At 47.5% G+C, this 15,377-nt stretch carries 24 protein-coding genes; 12 read left to right on the top strand and 12 right to left on the bottom strand.

Annotation, left to right across the window (positions count from 1 at the left end):
* Positions 1–3: 3 nt before the first annotated feature.
* From R6242_RS14180 to R6242_RS14215, 8 genes are all read right to left on the bottom strand, one after another.
* Entirely contained in the window at positions 4–330 is a 327-nt protein-coding gene (locus R6242_RS14180) for a hypothetical protein (protein ID WP_318427866.1), read from the bottom strand.
* 68 nt (positions 331–398) lie between these two features.
* On the bottom strand, positions 399–587 hold the full coding sequence (locus R6242_RS14185; protein ID WP_318427870.1) for a hypothetical protein: 189 nt from the start codon (positions 585–587) through the stop codon (positions 399–401).
* A gap of 9 nt (positions 588–596) precedes the next feature.
* The gene (locus R6242_RS14190) at positions 597–878 is read right to left on the bottom strand and encodes a helix-turn-helix domain-containing protein (RefSeq protein ID WP_318427875.1); all 282 of its coding nucleotides are present in this window, start codon (positions 876–878) and stop codon (positions 597–599) included.
* Positions 875–1,321 carry a hypothetical protein gene (locus R6242_RS14195; RefSeq protein WP_318427880.1) on the bottom strand — a complete coding sequence of 149 codons (447 nt, stop codon included), beginning with the start codon at positions 1,319–1,321 and terminating at the stop codon, positions 875–877. The genes R6242_RS14190 and R6242_RS14195 overlap by 4 nt, the downstream gene beginning before the upstream one ends.
* Positions 1,318–1,971 (bottom strand): hypothetical protein, encoded by a 654-nt coding sequence (locus R6242_RS14200; RefSeq protein ID WP_318427884.1) that lies wholly within the window; start codon positions 1,969–1,971, stop codon positions 1,318–1,320. The genes R6242_RS14195 and R6242_RS14200 overlap by 4 nt, the downstream gene beginning before the upstream one ends.
* A 2-nt stretch (positions 1,972–1,973) precedes the next feature.
* A complete protein-coding gene (locus tag R6242_RS14205; protein WP_318427889.1) occupies positions 1,974–2,162 on the bottom strand; it encodes a hypothetical protein in 189 nt (62 codons plus the stop codon).
* A 19-nt stretch (positions 2,163–2,181) separates the two neighbouring features.
* Positions 2,182–2,367 carry a hypothetical protein gene (locus tag R6242_RS14210; protein ID WP_318427894.1) on the bottom strand — a complete coding sequence of 62 codons (186 nt, stop codon included), beginning with the start codon at positions 2,365–2,367 and terminating at the stop codon, positions 2,182–2,184.
* A gap of 29 nt (positions 2,368–2,396) precedes the next feature.
* Positions 2,397–2,786 (bottom strand): hypothetical protein, encoded by a 390-nt coding sequence (locus R6242_RS14215; protein ID WP_318427896.1) that lies wholly within the window; start codon positions 2,784–2,786, stop codon positions 2,397–2,399.
* Positions 2,787–2,890: 104 nt separating this feature from the next.
* Between R6242_RS14215 and R6242_RS14220 the strand changes: the two genes are divergently transcribed.
* Complete coding sequence (locus tag R6242_RS14220; protein WP_318427899.1) at positions 2,891–3,076, top strand: hypothetical protein; 186 nt, start codon at positions 2,891–2,893, stop codon at positions 3,074–3,076.
* A gap of 338 nt (positions 3,077–3,414) precedes the next feature.
* Here R6242_RS14220 and R6242_RS14225 read toward each other — a convergent pair whose 3' ends face one another.
* Positions 3,415–3,645, bottom strand: coding sequence for a hypothetical protein (locus R6242_RS14225; protein ID WP_318427901.1), 231 nt, complete (start codon positions 3,643–3,645; stop codon positions 3,415–3,417).
* A gap of 226 nt (positions 3,646–3,871) precedes the next feature.
* Here R6242_RS14225 and R6242_RS14230 point away from each other — a divergent pair, with 226 nt between their 5' ends.
* The gene (locus R6242_RS14230) at positions 3,872–4,093 is read left to right on the top strand and encodes an Arc family DNA-binding protein (RefSeq protein ID WP_318427904.1); all 222 of its coding nucleotides are present in this window, start codon (positions 3,872–3,874) and stop codon (positions 4,091–4,093) included.
* 163 nt (positions 4,094–4,256) lie between these two features.
* On the opposite strand, the gene R6242_RS14235 is transcribed toward R6242_RS14230, so the two are convergent.
* Together R6242_RS14235 and R6242_RS14240 are read right to left on the bottom strand one after the other, a co-directional pair.
* Positions 4,257–4,616, bottom strand: coding sequence for a hypothetical protein (locus tag R6242_RS14235; protein WP_318427911.1), 360 nt, complete (start codon positions 4,614–4,616; stop codon positions 4,257–4,259).
* Positions 4,617–4,640: 24 nt separating this feature from the next.
* Positions 4,641–5,339: a helix-turn-helix transcriptional regulator gene (locus R6242_RS14240; RefSeq protein WP_318427914.1), complete on the bottom strand. Its 699-nt coding sequence runs from the start codon at positions 5,337–5,339 to the stop codon at positions 4,641–4,643.
* Between the two features lie 73 nt (positions 5,340–5,412).
* On the opposite strand from R6242_RS14240, the gene R6242_RS14245 reads away from it, so the two are divergent.
* From R6242_RS14245 to R6242_RS14255, 3 genes are all read left to right on the top strand, one after another.
* A complete protein-coding gene (locus R6242_RS14245; RefSeq protein ID WP_318427916.1) occupies positions 5,413–5,631 on the top strand; it encodes a hypothetical protein in 219 nt (72 codons plus the stop codon).
* Between the two features lie 105 nt (positions 5,632–5,736).
* A complete protein-coding gene (locus tag R6242_RS14250; protein ID WP_318427919.1) occupies positions 5,737–6,198 on the top strand; it encodes a phage regulatory CII family protein in 462 nt (153 codons plus the stop codon).
* A gap of 150 nt (positions 6,199–6,348) precedes the next feature.
* Positions 6,349–6,543 carry a hypothetical protein gene (locus R6242_RS14255; protein WP_318427920.1) on the top strand — a complete coding sequence of 65 codons (195 nt, stop codon included), beginning with the start codon at positions 6,349–6,351 and terminating at the stop codon, positions 6,541–6,543.
* A 93-nt stretch (positions 6,544–6,636) separates the two neighbouring features.
* On the opposite strand, the gene R6242_RS14260 is transcribed toward R6242_RS14255, so the two are convergent.
* The gene (locus tag R6242_RS14260; protein WP_318427922.1) at positions 6,637–6,927 is read right to left on the bottom strand and encodes a hypothetical protein; all 291 of its coding nucleotides are present in this window, start codon (positions 6,925–6,927) and stop codon (positions 6,637–6,639) included.
* 75 nt (positions 6,928–7,002) lie between these two features.
* Between R6242_RS14260 and R6242_RS14265 the strand changes: the two genes are divergently transcribed.
* The 7 genes from R6242_RS14265 (at position 7,003) to R6242_RS14295 (ending at position 15,302) form a co-directional block, all read left to right on the top strand.
* Complete coding sequence (locus R6242_RS14265) at positions 7,003–9,558, top strand: DUF5906 domain-containing protein (protein ID WP_318427924.1); 2,556 nt, start codon at positions 7,003–7,005, stop codon at positions 9,556–9,558.
* Between the two features lie 417 nt (positions 9,559–9,975).
* Entirely contained in the window at positions 9,976–10,446 is a 471-nt protein-coding gene (locus R6242_RS14270; protein ID WP_318427928.1) for a hypothetical protein, read from the top strand.
* Between the two features lie 226 nt (positions 10,447–10,672).
* Positions 10,673–11,062, top strand: coding sequence for an HNH endonuclease (locus R6242_RS14275; protein WP_318427930.1), 390 nt, complete (start codon positions 10,673–10,675; stop codon positions 11,060–11,062).
* A gap of 188 nt (positions 11,063–11,250) precedes the next feature.
* Positions 11,251–11,748 (top strand): P27 family phage terminase small subunit, encoded by a 498-nt coding sequence (locus R6242_RS14280; RefSeq protein ID WP_318427932.1) that lies wholly within the window; start codon positions 11,251–11,253, stop codon positions 11,746–11,748.
* A 71-nt stretch (positions 11,749–11,819) separates the two neighbouring features.
* A complete protein-coding gene (locus R6242_RS14285; protein ID WP_318427978.1) occupies positions 11,820–13,439 on the top strand; it encodes a terminase large subunit in 1,620 nt (539 codons plus the stop codon).
* A complete protein-coding gene (locus R6242_RS14290) occupies positions 13,436–14,734 on the top strand; it encodes a phage portal protein (protein WP_318427935.1) in 1,299 nt (432 codons plus the stop codon). Before R6242_RS14285 ends, R6242_RS14290 begins: the two co-directional genes overlap by 4 nt.
* A complete protein-coding gene (locus tag R6242_RS14295; protein WP_318427937.1) occupies positions 14,679–15,302 on the top strand; it encodes an HK97 family phage prohead protease in 624 nt (207 codons plus the stop codon). The genes R6242_RS14290 and R6242_RS14295 overlap by 56 nt, the downstream gene beginning before the upstream one ends.
* The last annotated feature ends 75 nt before the right edge of the window (positions 15,303–15,377 follow it).

Consider the following 15,377-nt stretch of genomic DNA (forward strand, 5'->3'; position numbering starts at 1 on the left):
GCTTTACTCCCATAAATTGTCGGATGGTGTTTTGTCGAATTCAAATGCCGGGTTGCTAATTGCTGCGGGTAATGCTTGGGCCTTAATTGTCTTGGCCTGGGCTGTGGCCGTGGGCGCATGGGGGTTCCTCTTTTGCTGCTTTCTGATTCTAAAAAGGGTGGTTTGGTAAACCTCAAAACTAAGGCCAAAGCCGCGCTGGTTAAGTACAGCCAGTATTTGTAAATGGGTATAGCCAGCAGCGAGAGCAGCATCAATTTCTGGCAGAGCCGCTCTAAGCATTGCGGCTTTGCTGGGCGGTTTACTGGATAAATCCGTAAGTAAATCAGCCATAGTGTTTATAAGTTGTTTAGAAACTGTTTAGATTTTGTTTAGAGAATGTTTAGAAAGTGTTTAGATTTTTACGCCCTGCATTCCCACACTTCGCGGGTCATTTGCTGCAGCTCTTTGCGCTGTTGCCATTCAATGCGCTTTTTGCTGATGGCGGTATCCTGTGCAATTTGGTTTGGAGTAGCTTTAGATTTGCCCAGAAATAGAATATTCATCTCTTGGGTAAAGGTGCGTGCTTCACGGCTAGTTAGTGTTTGCATGGCGGGCTCTTAAGCGTAAGCGGATAAATCAGGGCGGGGTTTGTTTTTTCGCCCCACTGGGTTTTGTATTACAGGCATCGCCAGCGCTTCACGCTCGGCCTTTTTTTTGCGGCGGGCGGCAGTTTGTTTTGCAGCCACACTGCGCACATAGCTGACTAAATCATCCTCAAGAAACACGTAAGCTCTGCCGATCTTTGCGGCGATTAATTCACCGCTGGCGGCCAGCTCGCTGAGCGTGGTGGGGTGGATATTTAAGAACGCGGCGGCGGTGGCGATGTCATAGCTTTTCATGCTGCTTGTGCCTCTAAAGCAATTTTGATGCGCTCTGTGTTAGTCGTTGCACGTATTTGATAAACATCAAGCGTGCGATAAACACGGCGTTGGGCGTTCACTACTGCGGTGGCTGCGGCCAGCTCTTCAGTGCTTAAAATCCCATCTGGGGTATCCAGCACGGTAAGTAATCTGCGCAGCGGGGCTTGGTCGATAGAGAAATGCATGTCTTGCCCCAAGCGTTCCCAGCAGCCAATCCAGCCGTCTAATGACGGGGCCACAGGCAGCAAGTCGTCGTTGATATCGCGGAAAACGGCGTATTCCGGCGCACCATCCACGCTTACAACGCTGATTTCGCCCTTGTGCAGCTCATCAAACATTTGATCAATCAGTAGGAAAGCGCTGCGCACCTCAAGAATGGTGGGGGTGCGTGGCTTAGTGCGGCGGCGGCTGGCGCGGTTCATGCGTGGCCCCACAAGCAGCGGGATTGATGTTGTATCGCTGATTGCAAATGCAGCTCACAAATAATATGCAGACTGTGGATGTCGCCGTAATTATTGATATTCTGATCAATAAAATAGGGAGCTATTCCGCGCTCGCTGGAATGTGAGTTAACAGGGGCAATATTGCGGCGATTAATTTGCCAGATATGGCCGTCTAATCGGCTAATGAAATCAGCTTCATCATCAAAGCGCACATCAGTCACAACAACATTGCCGACTGTTGATTCAATTCGCTTTGCTAATTGTGTGGTCCAATAGTCCTGGCTGTAGTACTTGCGACGGTATTCTGTGCCCCATTGCTGCATAATCCAGCGCGGTGATCGGGATTCAAAAGCCAGGGCTGGCCGTTGTCTAAGCAAATGCGCTTGAACGTCATTAAAATTCTGATTGCGGCAATTAATTAGTGCCAACTCTTCACAATCAGTTTCTTTAGAATCACGGTTATTAAAAAAATCCACAGGCACATTAAATGCCTCCGCTAATTCTTCTTTCAATGCGTCGCCAAACGCCATTTTGGTAAAACCGTGATGGGCCACCAGAAAATCAGCAGCAGTATCTTTGCCTGCCCCCGCTAATCCACTTAGCCCGATAATAATGCGTGGTTTATTCATGATTAGTTCTCAAAATCAGTAGGATTAAAGATAAGAAACAGGCCGTAAAAAATATATGCGATGCCTAATAAAATGACTGTGGCAAATGCGCTGTTTTCTGGGGATGGCACTTTAATTAAAATAAAACAGATAGCAGTCCATGCAATTACAAATAAAGAAAATAGCACTAAAGCAATAATTACATCTCGCATAGCTAACTCCGTTTAGGGTTCACTCACATCGCATAGCCGCCGCGTGGGCAGGGGCTATACGCTGGGGGCGATTAGCTGGCGTATGCATCACGGGTATCTTGCCATCGACAAGGTTTTCTAAATTGATGCAGCCAAAGTCTGGCTTTTGTGCCGCATTTAGGATTTCTTGCACTGCGGTTTGGTTTGCAGTTTGGTTTAATTCCATGATGATTTACTTCCTTGGTTCGGGTGGGGTTAAGCGACTTTTGAGGTCGCGTTTTCAATTTCGCGCACTAATGTCGGTGTGACGGCAATATCGCGCACGGTTTTAGGGGCGGTTTCTACGCTGCGCAAATCCAGCGTGCGTTGGCTAGGGTCTGTCGCCAGCATGTCGCCCTCTGGCGTGCCAAACATGATCGATTCATTGCGTGGCAGGCGGGGCTTAGTCATCTTGATGTCGTAAGCCACATTCAGCGCCCCAGATCGGCGGCCAGCAGGCTTGATCGATATCGTGAGCGTGATCTTGCCGCCTTTTCTTTCTTCTACTTCGGTGATGGCCATGTTGACCTCACGAATCGACTCGCCCAGCTCCTCTACAAGCTCGCCGCCTGCAATATCGCGCAGGATGTCTATTGATGACCTCATGCTGTGCTACTCCTAAGTTGACATATAAAGTAAGGGGTGGTCGCTCCGGTGATAAACTGTTGATGTCTTACAAGGACGCATTCAACTTTTACTAAGGAGCAACTATGGAAAATCATTACTGCATGACGGTTGGTGAATTGCGCCAAGAGTTATCTGGCTATTCAAACAACACCCCATTAAGTTTTGGAGCGGGTGATCTGGTGTTCTACCGAGCCAAAAACCGTGGAGCTGTCGATCAACCCGCCGTTAATATCGAGTTCAATCAGGTTTATGTTGTGACTTCTGAATAATCGGGCGGTTATCGCCGGTCTTGCTATTCATCCAATCGCGTAGCAGGTTTAAAACGTTGTCTTGGTCGCCGCTTCGGTAGCTTTCCATGAGGGGGCCTAGTTGGCCTCTTCACCTGGGCGTAAGTGCGTAAGCGGTTCCGCCCATCTACAGCTCCTTATTAATATTTAATAGCTAACGTAATTAAATATAGCTGTTGAAATAATGTTTGGTCAATAGCAAACGCAATATTTTTTTGATATTGTGTATTTTTGGCGAAAAAAAACCGCCAGAAGGCGGTTTGTCGCTTAGTAAATTTAACTCAAGCGTTGTATAAAAATGACGTTACCATTTTTTTTTATCAGAGCATGGTTAGTTTCCTGATCGCAAGAGTAGATAGGTTTATGGGGTGAATTTGAAAAAATGCATGGGCTGCAGTGGCTTCTTCGTAGGATAGAAGCGGGGTCAGTGGAATCGTGATTTTTTGTCCTAGGGCATATTCAATTGAGAGCTGCAGATAGAATTCTCTTTCTGCTTGTGAAATTGGCATTGTTTCGCCTTGTATTACAGCGGTATCAAAACTACTATTCATGCTGGATCCTTTGAAGGAGGGTCTTTTATTGATTTGTAAGAAATACCCATGTCGTTGGCGCGGCGTGGGTATTTTTTTTGTCAGTTGTGGCTATTTTTTTCTTACATATTTCTAACATTGAATGCTGATAATACCATTTTAAACTCCATGAGTAAGGGGTAGTCCGATCAACGTAGTGTTATGGTGACACTATACAAATAGTCAATAAAAACGCCACTATTGTGGAATGATTGACGATATTATCCGTACCCAAATTCGCGTTCCTGGCCCCTTGTATGAGGAGCTAAAGGAGCGTGCAGAGCAGAATCATCATTCACTGAATAGTGAAATGATTCTGCGGCTGCAGGCTTCATTAACTGAACAGGAACAGTTGTTAAAAAGAATGTCTTTGCTTGAGCAACAAAATCAAAATATATTGCAGCTTCTGCAGCAATTGATATTGAAGTAATAACAGCTCTATTACTAGATGCTGTAGATGCAAAAAGGGGTTTGTTGTGGGTTTTGAGAGTACTTTTTGCATTTATGCATAAAAAAACCCGCTTGAGTTAAGCGGGTTTTTTTATGCATATTATGGTGATACAGCTTCTTTATAGTTCGTATCTCTTCGTACCTTATTTGCAGCCAGTGCTGATGCTTTCTATAGATGTTGTTGGAGTGATGCGGGCTGCTCCTCCTAGGTAAAATTCAGCAGTAGAGCCGTTTTCGGTTGTTCTAATGTGGATAATGGCCCAGTGCATTGCTCCATTGAGTATAACAATCTCAAGTGGCTCATTTTCTGTACTTACTATTTTTGATCGTAAAGAGCCCAAAGCGTAGCTATCTGCATTTCGATCAATGCATTGGGCAAACGCTTTAGCTGAGCGAGAACTTGAAAGTGTGCCTTGAGGTCGATCTTTTAGTATTTCGTTATGTGTTGCACAGCCGCTTAAAAGAGTGACCATAAATGCTGAAAGTGTTAGTGAACATTTCATGCTTATATTCTCACTGCTGGAGGTTCATATTCCGCCACTTACAGCAATTACCCGGCCAATAATTTGCACTTGGTCGGTCAATTCGGCAGGGATAAATTTGTCAGGGTATTTATTTTTGTCTACGTTATCTGAGCTAATTCGTAGTGAACCACCAATTTCTTTGTGAATGCGCTTTACAAATACTTCTCCTTCGATTGCAAGAGCATAAACCTTCCCCTCACTTACTTGCGTTTGGCAATAGTCAACAACGAGACTATCCCCATCTAAAATTCGAGGTTCCATGCTGTTGCCATCTGCAACCATTGTTGCAGCGCATTTAGGATCGATTCCAACTCGCTCTGCCCACTTACGTCTAAATGCTTGTTGCTGTCCTTTGAAGTCAACTTCCCACACTATATTACCGCTCCCTGCTGAAAGCTTTATATCAAGTGAAGGGATAAAAACATAGATGTCAGGATCTAGCTCGTCTTCGTTATCCCATACTTGAATCGGGCGCAGCGATGTTGTGTTTATGCCAGTCATGGGGCCTTTGCCTTGTTCTAGCCAGAGGGGATTACATTGCAGTGCCTCGGCCAGTGCAACAACGGCATTAGTGCTTTTATTGCGCCCAGACTCAAATAGGGCAATGGTCGGTTGCGCAACGCCCGCCCGTTTTGCCACTTCCCCTTGTGTTAAGCCTAGTTCTTGCCGACGTTGTCGGACTCTGTATGAAAATGTGCTCATATAGCGATTGTAATACCTATATAAATTGCAATGGCTATTGCGAAATAATAGCTAATGCAATATATTTGAGTGCATGAACTGGACAACACTCATCAAAACGGTAATTAACCGAGGCTACACCCAACAGCAAATCGCTGGGCTGGTGCAGTGTCGGCAGCCCACTATAAGCGCGCTGCTCAATGGTGGTCGTGGCAAGCGCATCAGTTGGGAACTAGGCGATGCTTTGCTAAAGCTAGAGCAAAGTACACGTGAAGCACCAAAGTCTTCCTCCTCTGGCGTTGCTTCCGCATGAACGCTGGTTTTGCCGGTATATCCGGCTTTTTTATACCTCGCTGTTGTTGCTGACTTTAGATGACAACCGCATTTTTAAATACGTTTGCCGATAAAAGGAAATAACGTGTCTGAAGCAATCATTGCAAGTGTTGAAGATGCTGCGTACCACTGTGCCCATGCTTACCCTGGCGGCGTAGAGTCCTTAGCCCCGCGCATGGGGATTGGTGCGCAAGTGCTACGCAATAAACTAAACCCGAATACTAATAGCCACAAGCTAACGCTAGCAGAGGCTGATTTGTTGATCGGGATTACTGGGGATAAGTCGGTGCTACATGCATTGGCGATGACGCACGGCATGGTGTGTGTGCCTTTGCTTGCTGACGGTCAATATGCGTGTGATACCACGGTTTTAGAAATGGTAACGCGCTTATGGCGCCTTGGCGGGCAGGTTGGTACCGCTGTGGATGAGACGCTGGAAGACCACAGGGTTGAATCGGGGGAGGTGCAAAAAGTGCGTGAGAAGGTTTATTCACACGTTGCTGCCCTGCATGAGCTGGTTGCCGTGCTAGATGGAATGGCCGAGTAATGACGGCGCGCCCGTTTCAGCGGCAAAAGCTTTTGAGGCAGGCGTGGGCATTACGTAAAACGCCATCTCACAAAAAACGGGAGGCTATTCGTGCCTTGCTCAGTAGTTTAAAAAATCTTTTGGAACAGCAATCAAATACGCGGCCATTCAATGATTAAAGACCCAACTTTTGATGCGGTGGCTTTACGCGAAGCTCGTGAGCAGCGGGCAATTAAGGCTAAAGCAGATTGGTTAGCACGGCGAGTTGCTCGCAGAGCCGATCCTGCATACCGCGCTATGCGGCGACGCCGAATCCAACGGCTACTGCGGTTGGTGATGTTAGGAAAAATGAAGGAAAGACGATGAGTGCTATTTTGAAATTAACGCTAAAGCAGTATGCATTATCGCCTTTGCCCGTTGCGCCATGCCATCGCTTTAAGCTTGTTGAAAATTTGCGGCTTATGGGTGGCGCAAGATTGCACTGGTATCACTTGCTGCTGCCGGTGAAATTTCATCGCTGAGTAGTAAATCTATTGTTGTCCTTAACCAGTATTCCATGCGCTGCAGTGTTTCATCGGCTTGCGTTGACTCGGCATTCAAATTTGCCAGTGTTACTAGCGTTTCTTTTTGCAGGTATTCGGCAATGAGCTGGCTTCGCCCGCTGGTTGCTACGACTGCAAGCACTAAGGTTTGCAAGCCCATGATATTGCCAGTGAGTTGATTTAAGCGCGATTCAATTTCAGTATTCATAAGCTGGCTCCGGTCAATGCCGCAGTGTAGAGCATAGTCAATAGTCGGCAAAAATAATTAAGGGTAGGTGTGTTAATGGGGGCTTTAATCGAAACGGTCATTGACCAGTTTTCTAGGCAAGGCATGCCTGCCATTGATGCGGTATCTCTGCGGGCGGATTCTAATAAGCATGTGTATGGGCCACAAAAAAAAGCGTGGTATCGCCTGTATGAGTATATTTCACCTAAAACAGGGAAAATATGGGTAAGCGGATTTTTTGGCTATAAGGATCGATGGTGGCCGGTGGAGCAGGCGGAGCAAGAGCCTATTCCTGTAGAGGAACGGGCCGCCGCGCAATTGGAGTGGGAGCGTAAAGAGGCCGAGTACCAGGCTAAGATAAAAATTGCTGCTGCTAATGCGGCATCAAGAGCACGGCAGCAGCTGCAAGAATCAGCAAGGGCTGGTGAGTCTGCGTATTTAGCACGCAAGCACGTCGCGAAGGCAGAGGCTGTGCGCTATATGCAGCGGGATAAATTAGGCTGGATTATTATTCCGCTCCTGCGCTACGACCTCGGTGAGATTGTAGGCTCGCAAAAAATAAGTCCTAAGAAGTTTCCTGATGGCAATGATAAGTTTTATAACAAGGGCATGGCTAAGACGGGTGCGGCGTGCAGGCTGGGTGAAGAGCCATTAGATGGTGATCTGATTCTGATTGCTGAAGGGTATGCGACGGCGGCAACAGGCAGGGAGGCAACGGGCTATCAATCCCCTGTGTTTATGGCGCTAGATAGTGGCAATTTGCTGCCCGTTGCCCGCATATTAAGGGCTAAATACCCGCTGAGCCCCTTGTTATTTTTGGCTGATGATGATTACTTGCCAACAAAAAAAGGGGATGAGAATTATGCAGGAGAAAAGAAAGCAGCAGCGGCAACTCAAGAGCTTAAAAACGCTGTTTATATATTGCCTGTTTTTACCGCTGTACGTAGAGCGGCGCCTGATGATGAAGCTCTGCCAAAGCTAACTGATTTTAATGATCTGCATATTGCAGAGGGCATTGATGCTGTAGCTAAGCAAATACAGAGTGGCATTGCCCTGCTGTTAACCCCTAAGACTGTGGTAGCGCCTGCCATCCCCGCACCCCTTCCTGTTGTTAGCGCCGCGCAGCAAACTGGGGGGGCAGGGGGTGAAGGTTTCACTCTTGAATTAATGCTGGCCAGATTTGCGCTGATTATTGGTGAACGACGGGTGTGGGATACTGCTGAGCAAATGGTGATGAAATGGCCTGGCTTCGCCGCATTGGTGGGGCGAGCTCAGGCTGCTGAATGGGAGGCGCGGGCAGATAAACGCACAATGCGCCAAACCGACCTACCAAAAATTAAGCGTGGCAAAGCTGTGGATGATGCCACGCTGGGTGCTAGTGCGATGCTGATGGAGCGCTATACCTTGCTCTACGGTACCGAAACAGTTTGGGACGCGGATAATCGTATTGTTTTGAGTTTGTCCGCCGTGCGGGCAGCTTATGGCGGTGATGCAGTTAAATTTTGGCAAGAAAACCCACTGCGCAAGATGATTAATGCTGAAAATTTAGTATTTGATCCGACTCAGACTGTCGATTTAGATACGCATGTAAATCTGTTTGCAGGGATCCCGCTGAAGCCAGTTTTTGATGATGATTTGGCAGACCCTATTATTGGTTTGGTGATGCATCTTTGTAACCATGACGCGAAGGTTTATCACTGGTTAATGCAATGGCTGGCTTTGCCTTTGCAGAGACTGGGTAGCAAGATGGATTCATCGGTCTTGATGTTTGGTGAGAAGCAGGGCACGGGTAAAAGCTTGTTTTTTGAAGGCGTAATAAAGGCGATTTATACCGAGTACGCCACAACAATTGGCCAGCATCAGCTGGATAGCCAATTTACAGCGTGGCAATCGAGGCGCTTATTTGTGCTGGCTGAGGAGGTGGTTGGCCGTGCTGAGAAATACAGTCATATCGGTACAATTAAGCATCTGGTTACTGGCCGGACGGTGCGTATTAATGAAAAGAATATGCCAGAGCGCGAAGAGGCCAATTTTGCAAATATTGTCTTTTTGAGTAATGAAGTACAGCCACTGCACTTGGAGCTAGATGACCGGCGTTTTTTAGTGGTGGAACCTAAAACTTTGCTCAGCCTGCCAGCGCAAGCAGAAATGAAACTGGCGCTGGCAAATGGGGCGATTGCTGCGTTTTATGATCATTTGATGCGCTACCCAATTGATAAAGGTTTTGATGAGCGTAGCAAGCCGCCAATGACTACAGCAAAAGAGAGACTGATTGAGTTTGGTTTGCTTAGCTGGCAAATATTTTATAGGCATTGGGTTGACGGGGATTTGTCTGTGCCTTATTGCTCTTGTCGCACAGAAGATTTGTTTGCTGCATATAAGAAATGGAGGGAAAAAGAGTCTGGCTCGTCAGATAAGCTTACGCAGACTAAATTTTCGTGCTTAATGTCATCTCGATTAAAAAAATCACGAGAGCATTTGTCATCAGGGTATGATCGTAAAAAAGCCATGGTGTTTATCATTGGCTCTCCGCCAGAAAGTGAAAGCTTGGGTGCTTGGCTTACCACGGAATGCGAGCGTTTTTCTAATAGCTTGCGTGGAGAGTTTGATTAAAATTGGGGCAGGGTGGGCAGGGTTTGGGTCATGGCTTTAGACCAACCCTGACCCACATCAAAACAAATAACGGCGCGGCTTAGCGCCGTTTTTGCGTTTTTGGCAGGGTTGTTTTACATCTTTCCGTGTGCACGTATAAAGCTTGTTTCTCCTCTACCTCTTTCTATTAAGACGCGAGGAAAATTATATACACGGCAATCTATTTATAAACCCTGTCTACTGTGTACAAATGAGTTAGAAGCTAATGGTTATAAGGGTTTGACGTGGGTCAGGGTTGATCAGTAACTATGACCCATACCCTGTCAACCCTGCCCATATCCACAATGTGCTGGTTTTGTGGTTTAAAATCACGGGTATAAATAAAGCTGGGCAATGATCTGGCTAAGGAGTCTCCATGCGGGTATTGCGGAGGCGAACGTGGTTGATATTCATGAAGGCAAGACGGCTATCGAGTTGCTCGAAAATTGGGCAGGTTGGTTGCGTGTTAGTACGGGCAATAAGTCTGGGTTTTGCAGCTCAATGTATATGTCGCCAGAAGAGAAAGCATTAGCGGGTGGCGTGTGCCGTGAAGCAAAGTTTAATGAGCAGCATGGCATGCGTGTTGAAGCGATGCTGGCCGTTATGATGCAGAACTCAAAGCAACAAGGTTTTGTTAGGCTGTTGAAGCAGCACTATCATTTTCGTGCTAATCCTCATGCAGTATGCCGAAAAGAAGGCTTACCTATTGAGAGTTATAAATGGCATGTTGAACGAGCGGTGAAAGTGTTTGAAAATGTTTTTGTAGAAAATAGCTTGACGGCTACAAAAATGCTACGCTACCATTCACTCAACAATTCGATACCGCCACGGCGAGAGCAGAACCCTTCAAGGGTGCTTCTTTGCGCCTAGTGCAATCAAGCCCCGCTCCTGCGGGGTTTTTTGTTGTCTGTTATTTATGCTTTGCTCTATCAGTTATCACTCCTCTTTTAACGCCCTGCCGCTTGGTGGGGCGTTTCTTTTTGTAGGAAGCAAAAGCCAGCGCGGTGCGGGGAACCATTCCCCTTAAGCCTCTGTCCCCATGCGCCCGCTGCCTTTTGCTTCTTCTAATTTTCACGCCTCGAAGGAGGTGATCTATATGCCGTATGCAGCAAAGCGTCCATGTGCTCATGCGGGTTGCAAGTCCTTGGTGGGTGCTGGCCAGCGTATGTGTGCAGAGCACCGTAAGCAGTCGCAACGTGAGCAAGATCAACAGCGCGGATCTGCTAGTGAGCGTGGTTATAACGTGCGCTGGCAAAAGGCGCGGGCAACTTATCTACGATCACACCCGCTATGTGTAATGTGCAAAGCAGAAGGGCGTTTGATGGCAGCACGGGTGGTTGACCACATCACCCCCCATCGCGGCGATCAAGAGTTGTTCTGGGATACAAAGAACAACTGGCAAGCGCTGTGCACTACGTGTCATAGCAAACATAAGCAGCGGATTGAGAAAGCTTACGGAAAAGAGGGTGAAAAGCGAAAAATGTAAGCATTTTGACGATACTTACATGAGGGGGGTATAAAAACTCTACGTGTAAGTTTGTAAAGACCGGTCGCTTAACATCATTTTTTCGCGGAGTGTTTTTAGAAGGGGGGAGGTCTAACAATTTACCTGCTCCTGTGCCATTAATTGATAGCGTTTGCTTTTTTTGCAGCAAAACGCATAGGAAACGCTGTATGAGCCAAGAGAGACCGCCTTTTGCGGTGATTCAGGGAGGGATTGGTAAATCGCCGCTGGTTACGGTTGGAGAGGTCATTAGCCCTGCCAAGCCGCCTGGGGAGATGAACACACAAGAACGACGTGTTTGGGATTACATTTGTGAGCGCCTACGTGAGGCGGGCATCGACCACGGCACTTTTGGATTAGCCGCAATGGTTGTTTGTAAAACATACATTCACTGGATTCAAGCAGAGTCAGAGCTCGCAAAAATTAAAGATAGCAATTTCGGTAGTTATTTGATTACTACGCCGAATGGGTTTTCGCAGCCACATCAGATTTTTTATGTTGTATCTGCCCTAAAAAAAGAACTCTTACAATGGTTGCCTGAATGCGCACTGACAATCCCCTCGCTGTCGAACATCCGTTCCAAGACGGGCGATCAGTCGCAACAGGACGATCTGTTCGGCAACCTCGTCAATCACGCCGCAAACCGACCAAGCGCGTTCGGGCATTAATCCCGCCAGAAGATCAGTGGCAGGAATGGGACCGAACGTATGGTGTGCCGGTACTGCAATATGAAATAACGGTGGGTGAGTACGTTTACTTAGCTGTTGAGCGCCACTACAGAGATCTACAACAAGCCCACAAACGTGGGCTATTTTTTCGCCCTGATAAAGCTTGGCACATCATCCACTTTATCCAAGATTACTTTTTCCACGTTAAAGGGCCGCTGGCTGGCACGCCCATTCTGCTGGATCCATGGCAACTGTTTTGGACAGCCTGCAAATATGGCTGGGTAAAGGCGGACGGCACGCGTCGCTTTGGTCGTGCTTATGAAGAAGTGGCTCGAAAAAACGGAAAATCAACATGGACTGCACCGCAAGGGGCGTATTTGTTTATGGCTGATGGTGAAATTGGTGCCGAAGTTTACGCGGTTGCAACCACACGGGAACAAGCCATGACCGTGTTTAAGCCCGCGTTTGATAACTTCAAGCGTTGGGCAAAACGTAGCCCCGGCATTGCGCGTAGCTTTAATATTTTTAACGGGATTAATCAAGAAAAAATCACCTTTGACAGCAGCGTATTTAAGCCACTGCCCGCAAATGCAGACAACCTAGATGGTTTGAATCCGTCTGCAATTTTGTTTGATGAGCTGCACGCCCAAAAGGATCGTGCCGTTTGGGATGTAATGGTCTCGGCACTCGGTGCGCGGTCACAACCCATGCTAAGTGCTATTACCACCGCTGGTTTTATTTTGGATGGCATTTGCACTGAAGTGCGTGGTTATTTAATCAGCGTGCTGAAAGGCCAGCGAGTTGATGACAGCTTGTTTGGCTACGTTTACACGCTGGATGAAGGTGATGAGCCGCTGCAAGAAAAAAACTGGATTAAGGCCAACCCTGCACTCGGCAAAGGAAAGTCACTTGAATACATGCGCACGCAAGCCCGCATGGCGGCGGCCACACCGGGCGCGTTAGCTAACTTTAAAACGAAAGACTTAAACCTGTGGGTGAATGATGCAGAAGGCTGGTTTGATTTGGATGTATGGGATAAGGGCAAACAGGCTTTTGATCCCGCTTGCCTTCGTGGGCGTCGTTGCTTTGGCGGGCTCGATCTTGCAAGCACCCGTGACCTCACCGCGCTGGCATTGGTTTTCCCGCCGGAATATGAAGCTGAGCCGTGGCATGTACTTGTTTATACCTGGGCCCCGCAAGCAAAAATCGAAGCACAGGCGGACGATGCAGCCCCGTATGCCCGTTGGCGTGATGATGGCTGGCTGATAGAAACGCCCGGCGATGTCACTGATTACACGCCAATTAAGGAAAAAATCCTGCACGTTATGCGGGATTTTGAACTTGTAGAGCTCGGATATGATCGCTGGAACGCCTTGCAACTGGCCAATGAGCTGCTAGAGGCAGATGTGCCATTAGTGGAGATTCCACAAAATACAGGTGGCATGTATCCCGGTAGTAAAAAACTGGAAGAGCTGGTTTACAGCAAACAGCATGCGCAAGGCGGCAACCCCGTTTTACGTTGGGCGGCAGGCAATGTGGCACTGCTGTATGACAGCAACGGGAATTATCGGCCAGATAAAAAGAAATCTAACGTCAACGGGCGCATAGATCCTGTCGTTGCCGAGGTGATGGCATTGAGCTGTGCGATGCGCCATGAAAAACCGAACCAACCACGGATTACTATTTTATGAGCAACTGGTTAAAGCGATTGATTAGAGCCAAGGACGAATCCCACTCGATTGAAGCCAAGGACGAATCCCGCTCGATTGAAAATCCAAATGTCCCATTAAATGATGCAAATTTAATTGGACATTTGGGTGAGTCATTACCAAGCACGGCTGGGGCCCCTGTTTCTGCTCAGTCCGCGATGACTTTATCCTCGGTTTACGCCGCAGTGAGAATTTTGGCCGAGACGGTTGGAAGTTTACCGCTTCAGGTTTACAAGCGGGCTGAGTCTGGCAAAGAAAGCGCCAGCAATCACCGGCTGTACTCAATTTTGCATGACACACCCAATCGGCTGATGACCAGTATGGTTTTCAGAGAAGTAGGCATGGCGCATTTAGCGCTTTGGGGTAATTTTTACGCTGAGCTTGAGCGCGATAAAGCAGGGCGGGTGATTGGGCTTTGGCCTATTCACCCTAGCCGTGTCAGGGTATTTATGTCAGATAGCGGGGATAAGCGCTATGTAGTTTATGGTGTAAAAGGGGGGCAAGTTACCCTTTTCGATGAAGATATTTTACATATTCCAGCCCTTGGTTTTGATGGTTTAGTTGGCCTATCACCGCTGCGTTTGATGCGAAATGCCATAGGGCTGGGCTTGGGGGCTGAGCAATATGGTGCTCAGCTTTTTGCGAATGGGGGGCGGCCATCTGGAGTCTTGAGTACATTAGGTAAACTTACAGATTTGCAGGTTGAGCAATCCAGAGCGCGCTGGAAACAAGTATACGGTGGGGCATCCGATGGGAATCAAGTTGCCGTTTTGGAAGGCGGGCTAACGTATCAGGCAGTTAGTATGCCTCCTGAAGAAGCTCAGTTCTTACAGACGCGGAAATTTCAGATTAGCGAGATTGCCCGCATGTTTCGTGTTCCACCGCATATGCTGGCTGATCTGGAGCGAGCTACATTCAGCAACATTGAACATCAGGGCATTGAATTTACAACGCATAGCATTCGCCCATGGCTGGTGCGTTGGGAGCAGGAGCTCAATAGAAAGCTATTTGCTGGCACAGAATATTTTTGTGAATTTAGCTTAGATGCGCTCTTGCGTGGTGATGCTAAGAGCCAGATGGAAGGCTTTGCCATCGCCCTTAGAAACGGCATCTTTTGCGTGAACGATGTGCTGGATAAGCTAAACATGCCACGGGTTGAGGGGGGCAATAAGCGTATGGTTCAGGCTCAAATGATTCCGCTCGATAAAATTGGAGAGTTAAATGACAACAGCAGTGGAAGTGATGGAAAGGCGGGTTCAGGAGACGGGCAAGCTTGAATTGCGTAAGCAAAAGCGCAGTGATGACGATACATCTGAATCGCAAATTACTATCCGTGGTTATGCCGCTGTTTTCAATAAGCTAAGCTTCAATCTTGGTGGATTCCGTGAACAGATTGCGCCAGGTGCGTTTGATGGTGTGATGAATGATGATGTGCGAGCATTATTTAATCATGATGCTAATTTTGTTTTAGGCCGCTTATGTGCGGGGACGCTGCGCCTTGGTCAGGATGCAACAGGGCTTTGGTATGAAGTTGATTTGCCTGATACACAGGTCGCTGAAGACCTTGCCGAATCTATTGGCCGTGGGGATGTAACTCAATCCAGCTTTGCATTTAGCGTGAGCTACGATGGGCAGAGCTGGGATGAAGATGATGAAGTAGGCACGGTACGCACGATTGTAAAAATCTCGCGCTTATATGATGTTAGCCCTGTTACCTACCCCGCATACCCAGATTCAACCATTGCAACACGTAGCATGAATGAGTGGCGAAGCCAATCAACGGCAAAACAGCAGCATGAGGCAGTGGCAAGCCGTAAACGCCAAATGAAAATTCTCGGTATTTAGTTTTTTCCTTGAAGACCCACATCCGGTGGGTTTTTTTATGCCCGCCGCGCGCGGGTTTTTTTATTGGGGTTTTAG

This window comes from Iodobacter sp. CM08 (genome assembly GCF_033446605.1).
Lineage (GTDB): Bacteria > Pseudomonadota > Gammaproteobacteria > Burkholderiales > Chitinibacteraceae > Iodobacter.